The 21,946-nt window shown below is 45.5% G+C and carries 17 protein-coding genes; 4 read left to right on the top strand and 13 right to left on the bottom strand.

The window, feature by feature from the left end; translation table 11 throughout:
* Nucleotides 1-62 precede the first annotated feature (62 nt).
* The 11 genes from BLV50_RS03540 to BLV50_RS03490 form a co-directional block, all read right to left on the bottom strand.
* The gene (locus tag BLV50_RS03540) at nucleotides 63-719 is read right to left on the bottom strand and encodes a carboxylesterase family protein (RefSeq protein ID WP_063563494.1); all 657 of its coding nucleotides are present in this window, start codon (nucleotides 717-719) and stop codon (nucleotides 63-65) included.
* A gap of 9 nt (nucleotides 720-728) precedes the next feature.
* A complete protein-coding gene (locus tag BLV50_RS03535) occupies nucleotides 729-1,751 on the bottom strand; it encodes an SDR family oxidoreductase (protein ID WP_064638770.1) in 1,023 nt (340 codons plus the stop codon).
* A gap of 97 nt (nucleotides 1,752-1,848) precedes the next feature.
* Nucleotides 1,849-2,274, bottom strand: coding sequence for a cupredoxin domain-containing protein (locus BLV50_RS03530; protein ID WP_063563492.1), 426 nt, complete (start codon nucleotides 2,272-2,274; stop codon nucleotides 1,849-1,851).
* Between the two features lie 203 nt (nucleotides 2,275-2,477).
* Entirely contained in the window at nucleotides 2,478-3,431 is a 954-nt protein-coding gene (locus BLV50_RS03525; protein ID WP_064638771.1) for an EamA family transporter, read from the bottom strand.
* Nucleotides 3,432-3,766: 335 nt separating this feature from the next.
* Nucleotides 3,767-5,980, bottom strand: coding sequence for a DEAD/DEAH box helicase (locus BLV50_RS03520; protein ID WP_090805902.1), 2,214 nt, complete (start codon nucleotides 5,978-5,980; stop codon nucleotides 3,767-3,769).
* Nucleotides 5,977-7,317 carry an ATP-binding protein gene (locus BLV50_RS03515; RefSeq protein ID WP_090805899.1) on the bottom strand — a complete coding sequence of 447 codons (1,341 nt, stop codon included), beginning with the start codon at nucleotides 7,315-7,317 and terminating at the stop codon, nucleotides 5,977-5,979. Before BLV50_RS03515 ends, BLV50_RS03520 begins: the two co-directional genes overlap by 4 nt.
* Before the next feature lie 7 nt (nucleotides 7,318-7,324).
* Nucleotides 7,325-8,965, bottom strand: coding sequence for a TerB N-terminal domain-containing protein (locus BLV50_RS03510; RefSeq protein ID WP_218135358.1), 1,641 nt, complete (start codon nucleotides 8,963-8,965; stop codon nucleotides 7,325-7,327).
* A 154-nt stretch (nucleotides 8,966-9,119) separates the two neighbouring features.
* Nucleotides 9,120-11,660: a diguanylate cyclase domain-containing protein gene (locus tag BLV50_RS03505; RefSeq protein WP_090805894.1), complete on the bottom strand. Its 2,541-nt coding sequence runs from the start codon at nucleotides 11,658-11,660 to the stop codon at nucleotides 9,120-9,122.
* A 45-nt stretch (nucleotides 11,661-11,705) separates the two neighbouring features.
* Complete coding sequence (locus BLV50_RS03500; RefSeq protein WP_090805892.1) at nucleotides 11,706-12,311, bottom strand: biliverdin-producing heme oxygenase; 606 nt, start codon at nucleotides 12,309-12,311, stop codon at nucleotides 11,706-11,708.
* Nucleotides 12,312-12,606: 295 nt separating this feature from the next.
* Nucleotides 12,607-15,726 (bottom strand): MMPL family transporter, encoded by a 3,120-nt coding sequence (locus BLV50_RS03495; protein WP_090805890.1) that lies wholly within the window; start codon nucleotides 15,724-15,726, stop codon nucleotides 12,607-12,609.
* A gap of 78 nt (nucleotides 15,727-15,804) precedes the next feature.
* Nucleotides 15,805-16,377, bottom strand: coding sequence for a TetR/AcrR family transcriptional regulator (locus BLV50_RS03490; protein WP_090805887.1), 573 nt, complete (start codon nucleotides 16,375-16,377; stop codon nucleotides 15,805-15,807).
* 157 nt (nucleotides 16,378-16,534) lie between these two features.
* On the opposite strand from BLV50_RS03490, the gene BLV50_RS03485 reads away from it, so the two are divergent.
* From BLV50_RS03485 to BLV50_RS03470, 4 genes are all read left to right on the top strand, one after another.
* A complete protein-coding gene (locus tag BLV50_RS03485) occupies nucleotides 16,535-17,332 on the top strand; it encodes a Nif3-like dinuclear metal center hexameric protein (RefSeq protein ID WP_072732619.1) in 798 nt (265 codons plus the stop codon).
* Nucleotides 17,333-17,500: 168 nt separating this feature from the next.
* Nucleotides 17,501-17,926 carry a DMT family transporter gene (locus tag BLV50_RS03480; protein ID WP_024633836.1) on the top strand — a complete coding sequence of 142 codons (426 nt, stop codon included), beginning with the start codon at nucleotides 17,501-17,503 and terminating at the stop codon, nucleotides 17,924-17,926.
* Between the two features lie 34 nt (nucleotides 17,927-17,960).
* Nucleotides 17,961-18,659, top strand: a complete 699-nt coding sequence (locus tag BLV50_RS03475) for a Crp/Fnr family transcriptional regulator (RefSeq protein ID WP_090805885.1) — start codon at nucleotides 17,961-17,963, stop codon at nucleotides 18,657-18,659.
* Between the two features lie 18 nt (nucleotides 18,660-18,677).
* Complete coding sequence (locus tag BLV50_RS03470) at nucleotides 18,678-19,163, top strand: DMT family transporter (RefSeq protein ID WP_063563626.1); 486 nt, start codon at nucleotides 18,678-18,680, stop codon at nucleotides 19,161-19,163.
* An 85-nt stretch (nucleotides 19,164-19,248) separates the two neighbouring features.
* Here BLV50_RS03470 and BLV50_RS03465 read toward each other — a convergent pair whose 3' ends face one another.
* Together BLV50_RS03465 and cysI are read right to left on the bottom strand one after the other, a co-directional pair.
* Nucleotides 19,249-19,965, bottom strand: coding sequence for a YebC/PmpR family DNA-binding transcriptional regulator (locus tag BLV50_RS03465; protein WP_064640900.1), 717 nt, complete (start codon nucleotides 19,963-19,965; stop codon nucleotides 19,249-19,251).
* 210 nt (nucleotides 19,966-20,175) lie between these two features.
* Entirely contained in the window at nucleotides 20,176-21,897 is a 1,722-nt protein-coding gene (gene cysI / locus BLV50_RS03460) for an assimilatory sulfite reductase (NADPH) hemoprotein subunit (protein ID WP_063563481.1), read from the bottom strand.
* Between the last annotated feature and the right edge of the window lie 49 nt (nucleotides 21,898-21,946).

The raw sequence follows: 21,946 nt of genomic DNA, 5'->3' as shown, positions 1-21,946 counted from the left end.
CGAAAGTAAATACTTAATAATGCTGAATATTGTCAATTACGAACGATTGATTGATTGATTGATTATAACGTATGGCTAAGAAACCACTTGTACAATTCCGGGTTGTCATACGTTTCGGTCCAAGCATCATGATTACCTTCAGGATATATCGTCAGCTTCACATCCGCGTTCAACGCTTCAAGCGCATGAACAATTTTCTCGGATTCCGTAACATAAACGATGTCATCCTTGGCACCATGGAATGCCCAGATCGGTATATTATGCAGTTCTTCCGCTTTGGAAGGGTCTGCTCCCCCACATACAGGAGCCAATGCAGCAAATGTATTGGGGTAAAACAGTGGCAGATCCCAAGCACCATACCCGCCCATACTCAGACCTGTAAGATACACCCGGTTCGGGTCAGCAGCTTCGTTTTCCAAAACATGTTCCAGAAGAGCCATAACAGCTTCGCGATGCATACCCCAAAATTCGTCCACAGGACATTGCGGTGAAATCACGATAAACGGGAAACTCTTGTCCTGATCGGCAATAAGCGGAACCCCGTGTGCTTTAAGCTTTTCCAGATCATTTCCACGTTCTCCAGAACCATGAAGAAACAAAATGACAGGCCATTTCTGGTCCGCAGCAAGCGGTTCCTCCGTCTCGGGAATGTGCAGCAAATAGTCCAAAGTGACGGTTTTGGTGATTTCCTTTACCAGTCGATGCCCGGTTTGGGACATATGCTCGCCTCACTTCTCATCTCTAATTTTCAGCAACGCTTCATCCAATACTCCAACCACCTTGTCACACCATGCATCAAATTCGGGATCTTCGGTCTGCAATTCAGGATGTGCAAGAATATATTCTATGGTGCTCCGGATTCCTTGATCGGCCCTGATCGTTGCCACAAATTCTGGAACAAGCCTTTTTAGCTTACTGTTATCAAATACAACCGTATTCGCCTTGTCTCCCAGCAGACCGCCTCGAAGATCCTGATCACTGCACGCCGCCAAAAACTCGGAAGATACATGAACCGCATGAAGCTTGACACCAAGCACTCCTGCAATAATCTCATAGATCTGATTCCAGGTTACTGACTCGTCCGAGGTAATATGTACCGATTCACCAATGGCGTGAATATTGCCCATAAGGCCAATAAATCCTTTGGCAAAATCACGGTTATGCGTTATGGTCCAGAGAGATGTACCATCTCCATGAATGAGTACGGGTTTATTTTCACGTATGCGCTTGAGGACCTGCCAGCTTCCCTCTGCCCCGTGTACACCGAGAGGTACAGAACGTTCACTATACGTATGGCTTGGACGCACAATGGTTACCGGAAATCCTTCTTCACGATACTGTTTCATCAAATAGTCTTCACATGCAATTTTGTTGCGTGAATATTCCCAATACGGATTGGATAAAGGCGTACCTTCCGTGATCCGATAATCAGCAAGTGGTGTCTGGTAGGCAGATGCCGAACTGATAAATATAAACTGCTTTGTTTTGTCTTTGAACAAACGGTAATCTCTCTCCAGCTGGGAAGGTACAAACGCAATAAAGTCTGCGACAACATCGAACTCCAGGTCGGCAATCAGCTCCGCAACCCGTGCTTCATCGTTAATATCGGCTTGCAGCACTTTGATTTGCGCAGGCAAATTATCATTTTGATTACCCCGGTTGATCAAATAAAGTTCACAGCCTTGCTTGGCAAGCTGATCGGTAATTGCTGTACTGATGGTACCTGTTCCTCCAATAAATAGCGCTTTCATATTTGGCCACCTCCAGATGAAATTGATCACTAGTCCATGATATCACGCACACAAAAGAGGAGCAAAGATTCTTCAATTGAATCTTTGCTCCTGTCCACTATATGACCTTAACCGTTCCGTAAATCATGTACATGCCACAGTGAATTTCATATTCCCCAGGCTGGAGATCTTTGTCCAAGGTGTAGTAATTATCACCCTTTTGCATGTACATATCCATGCCCAGCTTACTTGATGCCACAGATTTAACGTGTGTGACCTGCCGGGTAAGAATAAAGTTGATTTTGGTAGGGACTCCGGATTTAACTTCAATAACATCAGGTTCAAAACCGTCATTGCTTACGTTAACATTAACAACTTCATATCCCTTCAAGTCCTCCGGCGTCTCGGCTTTGGCCGTTACGGCACTTCCTGAGCCTGGGGACATGTCCTTGCCCATAAAATACACCATAAAAGATCCAAGCAGCACAACTACAGTAATTCCCAGCGTAAGCCAAGGCCAGGTTTTGCTAATCCAGCTTTTCATCTCAACGCTCCTCTGTCTATGTTCCCATTCTATTGCAACTCTTCTTCAGCATACCCCATCCGGTTAAAATTGAAAATGACTCGAATGGGCCATATCGATGGGACGTCACTTAGCCCAATAAATATATTCATCAAAAAAAGAGCCTGAATCACTCAGGCTCTTTCAGTTATAGCTATTGTCTTTATCATTCTATCTAATTCCACTCAGGAATATAGAGGTGTATTTCGACTTCGTCTCATCCGTAACTTATAGATCTCTGGCAGTGCTACACCAATTAGCACCACAATAACCCCGATCCATTGCAATGGGCTCACATGCTCGTGAAGCACAATGGCTGAGAGCAGCACCGCGATTGGGAGCTCAACTGCACCAAGAATTCCGGCCATGTCGCCCCCAATATGAGGCACACCTACTGCGAACAGTACTGGTGGGATAAAAGCTCCGAAGAAGCCAAGCAACAATCCGAAGACAAGCAGCTGGCTCCAAATCAATCCGTTAAACAGGAACGTCGGCGGGAACAGGATGCACAGCAAGACCAGACCTCCGGTCACCATCCATGCACTGCGAAAAGCCGGATGTGCTGATGGAACCGCTTTACCACTGAACATTACAAACAGGGAGTAACTTACAGCCGCCATTAAGCCAAGCGCTATGCCCAAGCCGTTAAACTCTCCGAGTCCCTGTTCCAGGAAACCTGCTGCCAGCAATGTTCCGCCAAACAGGATAATCAAAGTCAGGAACGTTACTTTGTCAGGACGCTGACGTTTGCTCACGGCCTGAATCAATACGCTAATCCACGTAAATTGGAACAAAAGAATAATGGCAAGTGACGCGGGAATGTATCGTAAAGACTGATAATAGACAAGACCGGTAATCACCGTCGGCGTCCCTGCAGCCATCAATATCAAACGTTGCTTCCACGTTAATTTCTGAAATGCTTTTGCCACGGCAGCTGATGTTTTTCCATCTGCCTGTGATTTCCGTTTCATTCTAAACTTCGAGTATAATGCCAGCATCCAGGACAGGATGAAGCCCGTGATCAGCTGTGTGCCCACGACCTCTCCAAGTTTGTACCCTTCGCCGTAAGCCAGAACCACAATTGTGGATAATATGCCATAGCTCATCGCTCCTGCGAGAACGGACAGATAATATTTCATTGTAGATAAACCTCCTGATGATCGAAAAATGCGTCCGCATGTTTGATCCATGCCAAGGTCACAGACACCATCCAAATGCAAAAATCCTAACTACGAGCAAGGAATACAATGATTCCTGGCATCGTAGTTAGGAAGTATAGGCTTCCCGTAGAGACCCTCGCCCTGTGTACACTTTCGGCCTGCGAGGTTATACGAAATGAAATATGCATTTGTTGTTTGCGATTCGTGTGTGACGACTTTTCATATATTACATGGCAGGTGAGGTGGTGTCAACCCTGATTCACAATTTAAATTTTTTAAATTCAAATTAAAAACAAAAGACATACGTTATTACGTCATTTTATAGATGAAGAATCCCATGTTAACGTTTGCTGCAATCCTTCTTTGAGACCATTTAAATCCAATCCATCCACTGCAAAGGCCTCTCGGATCAAAGGAGGAGCCACAAATTCATCGTATTTACCAAGATACGGTGCTTCATCTTCTGAAAGTAACGTAGATGCGTCTTCCGCTGTTCGACATTCACTCATGATCTCGGCCAAAAGTGTGCGACCATCCACTTTGCCTGACACGACAAAATAATAAGGCTCCATAGGTACAACAGATCGCAAGGCAAGTTTGTCAGACAAATTGTGCTTCATTAAACGTTCCAGTGTGCGGAAAGACTTGCTTCCCACCCAAGGTAATACATACAAGGAATCTCCTCCAGCTGGAATGACAACCTGTTTCAGCAACCCACTTTCACGTGCAAGTCGACGGGCGCGTTCCAATCGATTTACCGCTTGCGGAGACAGATACGGATATATCACCGTGTCGGACAGTACTTCACGCATTTTCTGGACGACCGTCGTATGAATGTCCCCACCCGCACCCAGCCATAACGTATCCACTTTGCCTTTGGCCGCCTTCACATACACAGATTTATGCTTGTGATCGACCTCTTCCACTTTCCACAGTTTCCCGGCAAGAGAGAAACAGTATCCAGGAGGCGGCACGGTTGTAATCGACCCGATCTCCTCGGAACCGTTCAGCACTTTGTGCTCTTCATCATCTTTGAACACCGCATAAAAGCGATAGTTATTGACGGTTTTCTCACCCGTAAGCCCGATGATTAAAGTCCGATCTTCTGTCCATTGCAGATGATCAGTCTCAATCAGATAATTTAGAAAAATCTGATATTGATCTGCACGAATCTCCTTGAATGGTGCGAGCGAAAGCATGGCCTCAGCCAATTCTTTGGGTTCAGCCTCCCCCATGCTTTTCAGTATGCTCATCGTCTGATGATAGAGCACACCCATCGGCATCTTCCGGGCCTCAAGTGGTTCAACCCACTTGGTCTTTACATACAATTCAATAACAGCAATAGCCCGCATGAGTGTCCATGGCATCCGAGCAGGCAATTGAGCTTCCTCATCCTCTTCTTCCGGACATACAAATAGCATCTCGGAAGCCATATCCTCACGCCTGCCTGACCGTCCAAGGCGCTGAACAAAGCTCGATGCACTATAAGGTGCTCCAAGCTGCACAACTCGCTCCAGTTCACCCAGGTCAATCCCCAGTTCCAACGTTACGGTAGCCGCAGCTACCGCTGGCCCTGATCCGGTTCGTAAGGCGGCTTCGGTCTCTTCTCTCAACATGGCGGAAATGCTCCCATGATGAACATGGAATACGTCCCGCTCCTGTCTCCGTGCGGCGACACGCCGCATCTCAAGTATAGTGACTTCGGCATCCGTTCGACTATTGGTGAATATCAAAGCTTTTTTGCGATGTGTACTCTCATAGATGAAGTCGTAATAGACTTTACGTGCGTTAAGCAGATGTTCCGCCTGTTCTTCATCCCGTGCATCTGGAAACGAAAAATGCTCCACCCGCAAACGCAGCTTGCGACCACCGGGGGAAGAAACCACATCCACCCCCTGATTAGTTCCAGCAGCGAGCCAGGCTGTAGCAGCATCATAATCACTTAGTGTCGCAGATAATCCCACTCTTCTCGGTTTACATCCAGCCATACGTTCAATTCGCGCCAGCTCACTCAGTACCTGAATGCCTCGATCCGCTCCCATGAATGCATGAACCTCGTCAATGATGACATATCGCAGATCATGAAATAGCGCCGGAATGGCATTGGGACGATTCATCAGCAAACCTTCGAGCGATTCAGGCGTAATCTGAAGCACACCGGATGGACTTCGCATGAGACGTGTTTTCTCTGCCTGAGGCACATCTCCATGCCAGTGCCATACCGGAATATTACCCTCGGACAGTAGGTCCTTTAGTCGCTCGAATTGGTCATTAATCAGCGCCTTAAGTGGCCCGATGTACAAGATGCCCACGGATTTGGAGGGCCGTTCATGCAGCTCGGTCAGTGCAGGAAAAAAAGCCGCCTCCGTCTTGCCGGAGGCTGTACCTGCCGCAATCAGCATATGATGTGGGGTATGAAAACAAATGTTGCAAGCTTCAATCTGGGCAGGCCGAAGTGATTCCCATCTTTTTTTATAAATAAATTCCTGTACAAAAGGTGCCAGTCGATAGAAAGGGTTCTCACTCATAATTCAAACTCCGCCAGAAAATCATCCAAATCATCAGCAGATGAAGAATCCGTTCCTTTTCCTGCTTCCTGCGGTTTGACTGCTCGCTCACCAAGCAATTGAACATAGGTCACTTCAGGATTCTGATGGAGCGTGTGCAGCACATCCATGAAGTCCCGTACCACTTCACGTGTGGTCAGTAACTCATCCGCGCCGAGCCTGTTGACCGCTGTTTGCATAAAATCAACTAAATCCTCGTCTGTTAGACTAGCACTATATCCAAAATGCAGGGCATGTATCTGACGCAGCTTCTGCAACAGAATCAAAATCTCTTCATGGGACAACATCGAAAGTTTCAGGATCGGTCCTGTGTAATTCGCATATTCTCTTGCCGCATAGCGGCCATCAATGAGTCTCGAACGAAGTGCTTCATAACTGAAGAGTCCGCGTCTTTCATCTTCCACAAATTGTGGTGTGCCGCCTACAAAGATACCAAGGTGTTCTGCTTTGCCCTGCATCGTATCATTGAACATGGTAAGCAGCTTCTCGTAGTTGCTTTGCCGGGATATGCTGTTTGTAATTTTGTACAGATTCACCGCTTCATCTATGAACAACAGCAGTCCTTTGTAACCGATCCGTGCCGTAAATTCGGACCATAATTTGAAGTAGTCATACCAGTTATCATCATCAATGATGACGCCGACAGCTAGCTCTTTCTTGGCTTCCGTCTTGGTTGCAAATTCGCCTCTCAACCAGCGCAGCGCCGCCTGTTTGCGGTCATCATCCGCCAATTTATAGCCGTTCCAGTATGAAGCAAGCACCTTGGCAAAATCGAATCCATGCACCATATTCTGCATTTCGTTCGTCACCGCATAGATTTGCTTCTCGACTTCAGCAGGAAGAGCCGGATCATCCGGGCGCAAGCCCTGACTTTGCATCGCTTGCTGCTGAAGACCAGCGATCCATTTTTGCAAAATCGGTTCCAGTGCCCCGCCATCCGGACGTGTACGAGTAGACAGACGAGTCATCAGCTCACGGTATGTTGCAAGCCCCTGACCTTTGGTTCCCACCAGTCTGCGCTCAGGTGACAAGTCGGCGTCCGCCACAACGAATTCCCGATCCATCGCATAGTTCCGAATCATCTGTAACAGAAAACTTTTTCCGCTTCCATACCTTCCTGTAATCAGCTTAAAAGCTGCCCCGCCTTCCCCAATGTTGTCCATATCCCGCAAGATCGCGTCCACTTCAGACTTCCGACCAACAGCAATCTGCTCCAGTCCGATTCGTGGCACAACGCCAGCTGTCAACGAATTCACTAGTGCGGTAGTCAGCCGCTTCGGTATTTTAAGTTCTGCCACTGCCCAATCACCTCTTCACATGTTCAAACACATTTATATAATCCGAAACCATCCGATCACCTTCAATCAAAAGGTCACCAATCGTTTCCATGGCCATATCATTAATTTCATCCAACAGGAGTGTAGGCATCGTGCCGTATTGCTCAGCCACCCGCATCAGCTCCGTATCCGGGTTGACGCCAAGCAAGGCGTGAATTGCCTGTACATGCTGCTGAGATAGCATTTCAGAAAACTGTATCCACTCTTCATCCAGATCAGCAGAAAAATCCGCCTCCCATTGTAATGATAATGGCTCGTTAATCCCGTTTTCTTGTCCTCCATCAGTATTAAGCGCTCCCTCAACGTCAACCTCCTGTTGGTTAGACTGCTTAGCACTTTCAGCTTCTTCCGTTGAATTCTGGATCACGGTAGTGGGTAGGCTGCTCACATTGTTTGCATCCTCATCTTCGGAGGTATGATTTTCTTCGATCATGAGTGCTCTGCGCACATATTCGCTTTCCTTTTGCAGCGAAGCAAGTTTCTCTGCATCAATCCGGACTATCGGTTGCTCTACAACTGGCATTTGCTCGATTGCAAAGGCCTTGTCCAGATAACGTTCAATCACGTTTGCAAGCTCAGGTTCAAGCGTCTTTCCACGAAGTCGCCCTCTGAAACCGAGCAGTTCACGGCATTTATTTTCCGTGCATCGAAAAACTCGGGTTACAAACTGGACAAAATCTGCATGCTCTCCAATCGGAACATATGTCATTTGAACCGATTTTCCATAAATGGATTCGTCATATACAGCTTTTCGAAACAGCGTACGTTCGATAGTCCTTTCATGATTTAACTCAAACTGATCCAATATGCCTGCCTTGCGTGTACGCAGTAGATAAGAATCCACCAAAACCATAACTCGGGGAATGTACTGTTCCAGAACCTTCATACCGCCATCTCTGTAAAATTTACTGAGCGTAATGTCGTAGTCATAATATCTTTGTAACAACTTCAGCGAGATATCCGATATATTGCTGCTCAACAGCCGTTGCAATTCCATATCCAGAATCTCCGGTGGAAGATAACCACTCGAAAGCTCCACCATCTCGGATAATGACATGTTCAACTCATGGACTAGATCATAATCAATAATCCAATCCTGCATGTACACATCCAACTGCGGAAGCCGTTCACGATAGTTGATCCATAGTTCTTTTAATTGGTCGTAACCTTCCTCAGGTTCCTGCCAACCAATTCCGTTTATCAGCTCATAAATATGAACAAACAGATAGGACAGATCCGTATCAGGGAAACGTCCTTGCCGGACTTCCGTCCTCCAATACATATACCACTTGCGCTGGGGTTCGTTCATTACACCATAAGTCGGCCAATAACTCATAAAAGGAACAAAGGGTGCCTGCTCCCCTTCCACTTCAATGAGTTGCCTTGCTTCCTCTACAAACCTTTTCTCAGAAGACAATATGCCGCCAGGTAATCTTATATCAAAATCAGCACGGACAATCGTTGAACGATCAGGAACCGGGACTGCCGCTGTGATAGGCTCTTCGCTCAGATCTATCTCCATAAATTCCAGTTGTCTTGAATCCTCTTTCATTGAATTCCGTTTCACCGTCCTCTGCGTGTGAATACGAACAAGTGTATCCATATTCATCATTATAACACTTGTCCTGTGCCTGCGGTGATGAAAATAATACTTTCCTAATTAGCAGAAAAAAGAAAGACATTCAAACTGATATCCAGTTTAAATGCCTTCCCTCTATACCATTTTGCTGCACCCTTTACAGTAAGGCTAGTAAAACCTCGTATCAAACCATGATAGCCCGATTTTTTCCGTCACTCTTGGCTTGAGCAAGGGCCTGACTGGCTTTTTCAATCAGATTCGACATCATCAGCTTTTCTTCAGGAACCATTACCGCACCGCCAACGCTAACAGTGACCACGTCACTCGGGCTGGACAGATCTCTCTGAATTTGAAGTGCAAGCACATGTTGTCTGATTTCTTCGGCAAGCTCCGCTGAACGTTCTGATGTTGCATTCTTCAGTTTCAACATGAAGGTTCCTCCCCGAAGACGGGAGATGATGGCATCATTCTGCTCACTGACCACCGCCAGCACTTCTCCAATCCACTGCAGGCAAAGATCGCCACCTTGAAGTCCATAAGATGCATTATATGAACGGAAATCATCGATATCTATAATAAACAGTCCCAAACTGCATTTCTCCTGCAAACATTCATTCCAATCATCCTGAAGTTGAGATTGGAATATGGTTTGAAGCGGCATGTCTGTTAACGGATCTGTATTGAGATAGTTCTGGAGCTGACTGGTTGTCTCCGTATAATGATCCTGATCATGATTCGATGCGCCACCGTTCAGAAGGACCATCACTGAGGGTTTGCCTGCATGTGTAACAGAAGCCAGTGTAATCTCAAGCAGCAGGGACGTGCCCGTTGCTGTGGTGAAGTACGCCTGGTTAGTAAACAGACGCGTATTATTGAGCTTCAGTTCCTCCAGGTTTTGCTGCAAAATCGTTTTCGTCTTATCAGGTACAAATTCCCTGAAGTCCTTGCTGATGAGATTTTTAGAATTTTCATAGCCAAGCAATTCAGCTGCCTTGTTATTGCAATAAATAACGAACCCGTCCGTCAACGTAAAAAACGCCACCGGGGAAAACTCCATCAACTGTAAGTAGCGCTGCTCATTTTGACGCAAAATACGTGCATTCTGCAACGCCTGCTCCTCTGCCTGAACAAGCTGGTTCTCCGTTTGACGGCGTACGATGCTTTTGAGCAATGGAAGCACATTCAGCTCCTTCGTTGTCCACAGGTAGGAGGTCGATTGGACAATCTCTCTCCATTTCTCGAAGGATTTTCGGGGGGACAGACGCATGCCATCATCGGTTTTGATCACGGCTTTGGCTGGATCACCTGCCCAATCCACAAGCTGAACCACTTCAGGCCGGAACCAGATGATATAATGATGCTGCCCAGGGGATATGGCCACATAAACAATACCCGATGCTTTTTCCTTGTAAGCTTTAGCAGGATCATACTCCAAACTCAGCTTGGAGGTGTGATAACTGTAATCTACCGACTTGCCCGCTAGCCATGCAGCCAATTCCCGTACTTGCTCTCGTGCCGGCGTATCGCCATATAACAGCAGCTTGTCCTGATAACAGATCGCAGCTCCCGAAGCATCCATCAAACTCAATAAGGTCTGCTCTTCGCCCTGCAATTCCTCAATAATCCTCACTGGGCTTGTATTCCCAATAAAAATATTGGCAATTTGGGTAGCCGCTTCACGTGACCTGATTTCAGCCTGATATTCATCCAGCTGCTGACGTTGAAACAGTTCACTTGAGAAGAATGAACCCAGGAAGTTACACAAATTCCGAACACGATGAGGTATATATCTGGCTGAATAATGATGACATGTAATCAGGCCCCATAGTTGGTTGTCATGAATCAGAGAGATGGTTACGGTTGCTCCGACACCCATGTTCTGCAAATACTCAATATGCAACGGGGATACACTACGCAGAACCGACAAGCTCAGATTAAGTGGTTTGCCCGTCAAGGGTTGAAGCAAGGGCACGATCTCCACTGGCTTATAATTTACGTTCACGATGGTGCGCAACCAATTACGCAGGTACAACTCGCGTGCCTGTTTGGGAATATCTGACGCTGGATAATGGTGCCCTAGAAACGGTTCGAGCTCTTCCTCACGTGCTTCCGCGATGACCTTTCCATTCCATTGTTCGTCAAATTCATAGATCATAACCCGGTCATACCCGAGCATTTCCTTCACTTGTTCGGCTGCTACTTGACTCGTTTCCACCCGATTATCAGTACTTTTAAGTCGGCTGAAGAAGCTGGAAATCCACTCAAAATCATTCCCTTCCATATTTCCTTTTTCATAGGAAGGCTCCATTTCCAAAATTAACAGGCCTTCACTCTCATGAATGACAGAAGTGAAGACCTGCTCATTTCCAGATACGTTAATCGTGAGATCCATATATTGCAGGTCTGATGTTACAGATGCACTGAAGGTGCGTGCCAGTACCTGCCTTATATTATCCTTGCCAATCAGATGTTCGAGTGGAAGGCCCAGCACCTCTTGCGTAGTAAGACCGAGATGTTCCTCCGTATTTTGGCTGCATTGTACAATAGTCGGTATATTGTTGGTGCTCACAGCCAAGAGCACACCATGAGGTTGAATGAAGCCGGGGATATGAATGGGTTCTTTGTCGCAATTGTTTAGATCAATTGGATCATTGGTGTACGTACCCTGATTAAGCAATGTACGGTTAAGCAAATTATTTTCTTTCTTGGACTTCGATTCGGGCATAGCCTGAAAAATCCCCTCTCATGATGTGATAACTCTATTTTCAACTTACAGATTATCCGTATTTGTATTGATCCATTGATCAAGTAATCGGAATGTTTCCGAAGCCGTGTGCACCATGATGTCGTGATCTTCTTCCCCCGTGATGGATTGACGCAGTAGTTCCGTGAACTCTGCCCATCTCGTTCTGGTTTCCGTACCGTAGGCATTAAAATATTCCAACCCCCGATCTGCTTCAATCGGCAGGAACTGCGACAAACGTTTGGTCATGATCTGACCTCCGTTCGTAGATCCTTCAATGACATATAAATAACCGAATAACCTTGCTGGTGTCGATATATCAGGAAGATCCTTACATAAAGGAACCTGTCTGATTTCCTCTTCACTGGCGCCCAGATTCCGCAGGTCATTTTCAAGCAAATTTGCTTTTCCTCTAATCCCGATATCCAGTCCCGTGCTTTCCCAGAAAGGCTGCTGTACAGCTTGTTCTTCCAATGGTTTCAGGAACCCGTAAAATTTCTCCAGATATTTCTTATACTCTACCAAGCTAACGGTTTGATTCATAATAGCCTTGGCATACTCGTTCTGTTCCACTTGTCTGTGATAATGAGCTGTCTCACTCTTCAGACGTTCCATAATGGTACTGGCTGTCATGTAATCATCGCCCTTCTAAGTCGGATCTCTTCATCAGAATTAAGACTTATACTTAACTGAATGTTCAGTGTAGGTTAGAATGGATACTCCATTTCATCTAGATAAAGACTCTATGTAAGTATACTTTTTCTTGTACGAGAAAACTATATGAATCCAGCATCGTTACATCTTTATTACGTTTGTTCGATTATACTAACCAGCTTGAACTCTTTAATTCTATTTTATAGGAAATAGTAAAGACGACCCCTGACATATATTGATCAGGAGTCGTTAGCTAAGCATAGATTAATATTAATTATTTATTTTCATCTGATTTAGATCCCCAATTCGCTAACTTATGCAATAGACTGATCAAAGCGGGTAACAAGATTGGGAGCATCACAAAACTGAGTAATACCAATCCAATGATGACAGATATAGCAACTTCAATCAATGTAACTACACCGGAAGGAATCAGGGCAGCAAAGGTACCTCCCAAAATAACAGCGGCAGAGATGACGACTCCTCCGATATTGCGGGAAGCCTCCGTGATTTTATGAACCGGATCACCTTCAATCTCGCGATATCTCATCATGAGGAAAATGCTGTAGTCCACGCCAAGTGTAACGATCATAATCAGACTGAAGAAAGGAACGTTCCAACTCAGATAATCCACGTTAAGCGGCCCCACTACTAACAATTCATTCAGACCAAGCGCAACGTAATACGTCAGGAACAACGAGCCAACAATGATTACGGACTGCCAGAATGAACGAATGATTACCAGAAGAATGAGCCCAATCCCAATCAACATAATCATGGAAGTTCTGCTCAGGTCACCTCCAGCTAATTTTTGTAGATCAAGATTTTGTGAAGGCACCCCACCAAGCGCCACTTTGGCTTCGCTCAAATCCGTACCAACAAGGGCTGTGTTCAGTTGGTTGCTCAGATTTTGGACAACATCCATCGCCTCTTTAGAGTAAGGATTGTCTGTTAAAATGATGGATATTTCCGCAGTCTTCCGGTCATCAGACATATAAGTATCTAGCGATGCTTGGAACTCCTCTCCTGTTAATACCTCTTCAGGAATATAGAAACTTTTGGCTGCATCGGACTGTCCCAGATTGCCCAAATACTCCTCTGCATCCCCAAGACCTTTGGAAACATCTGTAAGCCCTTCTGTACTTGCGGTGAGTCCCGATTTCAATTCACCCATCTTCGCTTGCAAATCGTTCAGACCGGTCAATAACTGATTTTGTCCTTGATTAATTTGTACTAGTCCTTTTCCAACTTCAGACGTTTTCCCAGCGATCTGCTTGCTGCCACTTGCACCATTAACCAGACCTGCAGATAACTCTCCGGCTCCACCTTCAAGTTGACCCACACCCGAAGTCACCCGAGTTAAACCTTGGTTAACCTGAGCCAGGGCTTTGTTCGCTTCCTTGAATGAACCCAGAGCACCATTGTACTGCACCATCAGCGGGTCCATCTGTGTGTATAACTTGTTCAGATCACTTTGAGCCGCCTGGGTAATGCCGATGATTTGTACCGCATCTTCTTCCTGCTGTAACTCAGGATGATTCGTAATGAGTCTTGTCATACTACTTTCGATTTGAGCGTAGGCATCTAGTGCACCCTGAATTGCTGTTTTCATACTATTAAAAGTATCTCTGAACGAACCTAGTCCCTGTTCAAGATCAGCATATCCTTGATGCAACTCAGTTGTACCTTTAGATAGTATATCTACTTTTTCTCTGAGGGTAGCCAGGCCATTTTTCAATGTATCTGCGCCTTTCCTCCCATCGTTCAACCCGACTGTCACCTGATTCATGGCTTTCCCCAGAGCTGACACTCCTTCTTGCAACTGGCTTGTACCATCAATCAGCTGCTGCACATCACTCAGATCATTGGAAGATTGCAATTGGCCTGCAGCAGAAGATAATCCTTCGTTGATGGTGCCTAATCCATTGTTCGCTTTCCCAATACCTTGATTAAGCTCATCCGCCTGATCATTGATATACAATTCCTTAATTTTTGTTCCGGTTGGTCGGGTAACGCTATAAACTACGGACACACCATCCATTTTGAATACTTTATCCGTCAGATCATCCAGTGCTTTTAAAAACGTTTGGTTATCCATCGACTGCTTGGATTGTACAACCAGTGTGGTTGGGGCAGAGAAACCTGGTGGGTAATGATCCATGATCAGATTAATTCCCTGTTTGGATGTATAATTGTTATTGACCTCAAACAGATCATTATAACTAAGCCGGTTACTGTAGCTGAACAAAAACGGAATGCTGATTACGGCAACAAAAAAGATTGCAAGAACAGGTCTACTTGCCGCGTTCCGAGACAAAAATCCCCATAAGCGGCTATCTGCGTGACCTTCAAATTTCCTCGATGGCCAGAACATCTTTTTGCCTAATACAACCATGAAAAATGGATTCAACGTATTGAGCACGACAATGAGAACCGCTACTGCAAATGCCACTGAAGAGGTTGCCTGGTACAACTGAAACTTGGCGAGCATCAGAGCAAGGAATCCGATGAATACAGCAATACCACTATATAACACAGTACGTCCTGCCGTTCTAAACGTCGTTTTGGTTGCGAGAAGTACATCCCCGCCCTGTCTGCTTAACTCTTCCTTAAATCTGGTGTATAACAAAATATTGTAATCCGTACCGATCCCAAACAAAATCACAACCATAAACACTTGGGTAAAGTTAGAGAACGGAAAGTTAAACATGTCTACAAGATGACCCACAATCGCTAATGAAACAACATATGATATACCCACCGTAAGCAGTGAGATAACGGGAATGATCGGTGATCTGAAAATAATAATCAAAATAACGAGGATAAAAATAACCGCGATAATTTCTGTTTTCTGTACCCCATCCTCAATCGATTTGCCAAAGTCATCACCAATCAGATCTGCTCCTGTCAGATATGTATTCACATCTGAGATGGCTGTCGCCTCATGTAACTGACTCACCACTTCCGAAAGGGGAATATCCTCATCCTTAGTGACTGTGATTTGGGTTAAAATCGTGGTTTCGTCCTCGGATATAAGTCGATCAGCTTGCTCTTCACCATCCAGATGGGTTGTGAGCGTCTCTATATTCAGTTGTTTTTCCTGATTTTTCAGGTTGGACAAAACAGATTCGATTTCCGTCTTCTGCTGCTTGGTTAATGCCTGTGCACCTTCTCCACTGTTAAATACAGCGATGATTGAATAGGTATTCCCACTATCCTTATCCATGTCTTTCATCATCGTAGCTGCAATTTGGCTCTGAGCCGTTTCAGGAATTGAAATTTCTCCTTTTTCTTTGACCAGCTGACCAAAATCAGGCATCGTCATTACAGAAACTACGGTAATAAGTATCCATAAAATCAAGGAAAGCGTTCTGGGGTTTCTAAGTTTACTCATACTTTATCCTCACACACCTTATGTCTAGTATAGGAATGAACATTCATTCCGTTTATGTTGTAAAAAAGGCCAATAGAATCAATGGACTCTAATGGCATTCCACAGGCACTCCTCAAGCTGGTTCATTAACTCCGGCGTTGCTTCCAAAAGACCTTTGTTAAAGTGTTCAAACAAATGCATAGAAGCACCGTAGACAATGTTCATTAACGCTTCTGTCGGCAACATAAGAATAGCTCCCTGCTGCTGCCCCTTATGGATGCATTCATTCAGAAACCCCATAAATTCATTGACGCTTTCCTTGCTTTCATCGTGAAAATGCAGTGCATTACCAGTAGAGTTAATAAACTTTAGCCGATCCGGGTTGGACTCAGCGAACTTAAACAATCCACGGAATATATGATGAAACTGCTCACGTACGGAAATGGGTTTATCCGGAAAGCCTTGCCTCAAGGCATCAAGGAACTCCTTGATACTTTTCTGAAAGAGTTCATTCAACAATACTTCTTTATTCGTAAAATATCGATATATGGTTCCCGCTCCTACCTGAGCCGAATCCGCAATCATCGGCATGGTTGTTGCATCGAACCCCCGTTGGGCAAAAAGCGTTAAAGCAGCTGCATAAATATCATCTTTTTTGCTGCCTTTAGCCATGAATCTATCCCTCCTTATTTTAGGAATGAACGTTCATTCCGTTTCTTTTGGTTAGTATAACCTCTTTTCCCCTATCTAGCAAGTCTAATCTAAAGTGCCGTTCTTACTTCAAAATGGTAAACTAATCCTATATCCTGTCACTGGAGGAATTATACCTATGAACATAACGATTCAAGACATTATACAACATCTCACGGAAAATGTTGAGTTACCTGAACACACCGTGGATCAACTGATTACGGGTTCACCCAACCAAACGGTCACAGGCGTTTTTGTAACTTTTATGCCTACACAACATGTGATTGAGCACGCCATAAAGCGTGGAGCTAATCTAATTATCGCTCATGAACCTCCCTTCTATAACCATCATAGCCATACCGATTGGCTGGCTGATGATCCGGTCTATGAAACCAAGAGAACGCTAATCGATAATGGTGGAATTGCGATCTATCGTTGCCATGATGCAATTCACCGCTTTCAACCGGATGGCATTACGGAAGGATTGGTTCAGGCATTAGGATGGTCCCCTTATGTGGTACAGCGTAAACCGGAAGCTGACATTCTATCCTTTCCGGAAGGAATGACAGTTCAGCTTATTGCAGAACATATTAAACGTTCGCTTGGAATCGAATATATACGCCTGGCTGGTGATCCAAGGTTGGTATGCAGACAAGCAGCAGTGCTTGTAGGTTTTCGAGGCAACGGCAATCTGACCATTCCTCTGCTTCAACAGGAAGAGCTGGATCTGATTATCGCAGGTGAAGGATTCGAATGGGAGACACCGGAGTACATACGAGATGCTGTGCAGCAAGGAAAACAAAAGGCTCTTCTTATGATCGGCCATGCCGAGAGTGAGGCTTCCGGAATGAAGCTTTTGTCTGAAAGATTGGCTACAGCTTTCCCGGAATTGCCTGTTCATTTTATTGGTGAGCAACCGGTGTTTCAAGTATTGTGATCTTCAGAATGACGAGCCATCCTGAGTCCTGTCTGGATTTTGTAGAGGGTTTAATGTACTCTAAATGCTATAACTTCTGAGCTGAGGACATTTGTCCTTGGCTTTTCGAGTGGATATATCATTTAATAGAAATCGAAGAAGTAATGACGCGACAAGGAGAGTACAACCATGAGAGGAATTATTTTTGCACTATTAGGCGGTGCATGCATTACCCTGCAAGGGGTTGCCAATACCCGAATCAGTACGGACATGGGCACCTGGCAAGCCGCAACCATTACCCAACTCACCGGGTTCATTCTGGCGGCTCTGATCCTTGTATTCGTGCGGGACATCAACCTGCAAGGATTGAAGCAAGTGAAGCCCATGTACCTGGCGGGAGGCGCGTTTGGTGCAGTGATTATTTTCAGTGAAGTCACAGCAATCCAGCAAATTGGGGTAACTTTTACGATCTCCGCCCTGTTGATTGCACAGCTTTTCCTGACCTTTCTGGTCGACAGTAACGGATGGTTTGGTGTTGTGAAGCAGAAAATGAAACTACCGCAATTTCTGGGTATAGCATTAATGGTTACGGGCGTCATTATTATGAAGCTGTAGCTGGTCGAGTATATAGTCGGGGGTGAAAGACGTTATGGAAGAGTTTCAGAATGAGCATCAATTATTGCACTATTTAAAACAATATCAACTCGAATCGGTATTTCACCAGCCCCTGCGTCCGCATATGACGTTATGCCACTTCGAGAAGTGTGAATTAATCTGCCGTGAAGGCGAAACATCCGAATATTTATATGTGCTGGTCGAGGGGAAAGTCAAAATCTTCACGACCTCACCACAGGATAAAACACTCGTTCTTTGTTTTAAAACACCGCTTGAAGTGGTTGGTGATATTGAGTACGTTCGGGAGAGTAACATCGTGAACACCGTACAAGCGGTCTCACCTGTCGTGATGCTACGCATTCATTATCAATGGTTAGTTGAACTCGCTAGCGATTACGCACCCCTGTTGAAATTTTTACTCAAAATTATTTCCCACAAGTTTTACATTGATTCGAACTTCTCCAACTTCAACCTGATGTATCCGGTCGAGGTTCGATTAGCCAGCTATCTGCTCTCCATCTCTACCGAAGAAGCGGGGACTGTTGTCCACGAAGAACTGGACGCCTTTAATTTGACAGATATCGCGAATCTGATCGGTACGAGTTATCGGCATTTGAATCGGGTGATTCAGAAGCTGTGTGCAGATGGATTAATCATGCGGAATCAGGGCTTTATTATGGTCAAAGATCGGGCAGGTCTGGCAGAAGTGGCGGGTCACAACATCTATGAATAAGGAGATCTCTATCCTATGATCATTACAGGTATTTTACTAGCGTTACTGGCAGGTTCTCTTGTCAGTCTGCAGACCATCTTTAATAGTAAGGTAAATGAACGTACCGGCTCGTGGTCCACGACAACGATGGTGCTTTTCACCGGGTTTATTGCATCGTTTCTGATTTCTCTAGTGGTGGAGGGCAAAAATACGTTCAGCTTCCAACATATGCAGCCCTGGTATTGGCTTAGCGGAGCTATCGGTGTTGGGGTGGTCTTCTGTCTCGTTCAGGGCATGAAGCTGCTCGGTCCCACCTTTGCGATCTCTATCGTACTTACATCCCAGTTAAGTTTCGCCTTGCTGTTTGATTCCATGGGATGGCTTGGACTGGAGCAGATTCCATTCTCGTGGAACCAGCTTCTTGGTGTTCTTGTCATCGTGGGCGGTATTGTGTTATTCAAGTTTGGCGGTAGCAAATCGGCAAAATCGAAAAAATCTCCTGGTGCATTGCAATCCGATTCATAGGAGAACAATAAAAAGAGTGTCTGTCCAATCCGTTGATCGGCTAGACACTCTTTTTGGCAATCAAACCACGTATCGTTTAGTTCGCTTAAACGAACTCTACGTTGTGATACACTTGCTGAACATCTTCAAGGTCTTCAAGCGCATCAATCAGTTTCTCGAACTGAGCTTGTGCATCCTCTGGAAGTTCAATATGGTTTTGCGCAAGCATCGTCAGCTCGGCTACGGTAAACTCAGTAACACCGGCAGCTTTAAATGCTTCCTGTACAGCGTGGAATTGATCCGGTTCTGCATATACGATCACAGCATCGTCTTCGTCCACGATATCACGTACATCCACATCTGCTTCAAGCAGAAGTTCCAGTACTTCCTCGGAGTTTTTGCCTTCTACCCCGATTACCGCTGTAGGATCAAACATATAAGCAACTGAACCACTCACACCCATATTGCCCGCGTTTTTGTTAAATGCCGAGCGCACTTCCGGTGCAGTACGGTTCACATTATTGGTGAGGGCATCCACGATAACCATGGCACCATTGGGCCCGAATCCTTCATAACGCAGTTCTTCATAATTTTCGTCCCCGCTGCCTTTTGCCTTTTCCATGGCACGGTCAATAATTGCTTTGGGTACGTTATACGTTTTGGCACGTTCCAGCACGACTTTCAGTGCGCGGTTCGCTTCCGGGTCCGGTTCGCCCTTCTTGGCAGCTACATAAATCTCAACGCCGAATTTAGCATAGACCCGGCTAGTATTTGCATCTTTTGAAGCTTTTTTTTCTTTAATATTATTCCACTTACGACCCATATCGTTTCCGCTCACTTTCAACATATAATCTGCTTTCTACTTTGTCATTATATCTTGTTGGGCGTACTTCAACAAGTTTAGACTCACGAAAAAATGGTAAAAGACAAGTTGATTTCACCTTACCACGTTCAGAAATCCCAAAGAGAAACGATCCAAAAACGCCAAAGAAGCAATTCCCTAGGGAATGCTTCTCTTCACGAATTCATCTAATTAGGCATGAAACTGTTGACCGTCCAGCACTTCAGGCACATAACCGGCACGAATGACGAAATCTCCAAAATGCTCACCATCATTGCGCTCTTTGGCATATTGATTCACCATTGGAGTCAATGTATCCAAAATTTCGGTTTCGCCAATATTTTCTTTGTACAACTTGTTCAAGCGATGCCCGGTAAAACTTCCACCGAGATACATATTGTATTTTCCCGGAGCTTTGCCGATAAACGAGATCTCAGCCAGCATCGGTCTCGCGCAGCCGTTCGGGCAACCCGTCATACGAATGACAATCTCTTCGTCTCTCAGCCCCGCTTCGTCCAGTACAGGCTCCAGCTTGTCGATCAGTGATGGAAGATAACGTTCGGATTCCGCCATGGCAAGACCACAAGTCGGAAGCGCCACGCAAGCCATAGAACTTCTGCGAAGCGCCGAGTAATGAGCACCATCGGTCAGATTGTATTGCTCAATCAGTGCCTCAATCTTTTTCTTCTTCTGGCTGCTGATGTTCCCGATCATGAGATTCTGATTGGCTGTGAGACGGAAATCTCCAGTATGGATTTTGGCAATTTCACGCAGACCTGTCATGAGCGGATAACCGTCCACATCCTTCACACGTCCATTTTGAATGAACAAGGTGTAGTGCCATCTGCCGTTGCTGCCTTTCACCCAACCGTAACGATCTCCATTATGTTCAAAATGGAACTCGCGCGCCGCATCCAGCTTCCAGCCGAGACGACTCGTCAGTTCTTCCACAAACCAGGCGAGGCCGCGGTCATCGATTGTATATTTGAAACGGGCATGCTTACGTACCGCACGATCCCCATAATCACGTTGAATCATAACCGTCTTCTCCGCAACATCAATCATTTGCTCTGGTGTACAGAAACCAATGACTTTGGACACCTGCGGATAAGTCTTCGGATCACCATGAGACATGCCCATACCACCGCCGACAGAAACGTTAAAGCCTTGCAGCTTGCCGTTCTCTACAATAGCGATAAATCCGAGATCCTGCGAAAACACATCTACATCATTGGATGGTGGAACAGCAATCCCAATTTTGAACTTACGCGGCAAATACACTTTGCCATAAATCGGTTCTACCTCTTCATCTGTGTCTTGTGAATCGATAATTTTCTCTCCATCCAGCCACAACTCATGATACGCACGAGTCCGTGGATCCAGGTGATTACTCACCTGGCATGCCCATTCATATACTTCAGCATGAATGTCCGATTGGTCTGGATTCGGATTACACATGACGTTCCGGTTCACGTCGCCACAAGCAGCTAGGGTGCTGAGCAACGAATCGTTTACTTCACGAATGGTATTTTTGAGGTCCCATTTGAGCACACCATGCAGTTGAAATGATTGGCGCGTCGTCAGACGAATGGTCTCATTCGCATATTTATGCGCTACACGATCCATCATCAACCACTGTTCGGGTGTAACAATTCCTCCGGAAGCACGCACACGCAACATGAATTGATAGGCAGGCTCCAGCTTGGATTTATTCCGCTCATTACGCAGGTCACGGTCGTCTTGCATATAACTGCCGTGATGTTTCATCAGACGGTTATCGTCCTCAGGAATCGCACCACTGATCCGATCCGCCAGCGTTTCAGTCAGACTTCCACGCAAGTAGTCACTTTTGATCTTTATATCTTCCACATCACTGTTCGTGCGCTGCGGGTTAAGTAAGTTATTATAAGTCATGCTGCTTTCTCCTCTCGTATCTCCGGGATGCCTTATCCGGCATATGATC

Source organism: Paenibacillus sp. 276b (assembly GCF_900107875.1).
In the GTDB taxonomy this organism is placed as follows: Bacteria; Bacillota; Bacilli; order Paenibacillales; family Paenibacillaceae; genus Paenibacillus; species Paenibacillus marchantiae.
Note: the sequence above shows the minus strand (reverse complement) of the source record. Positions and strands in the feature narration are given on the sequence as shown.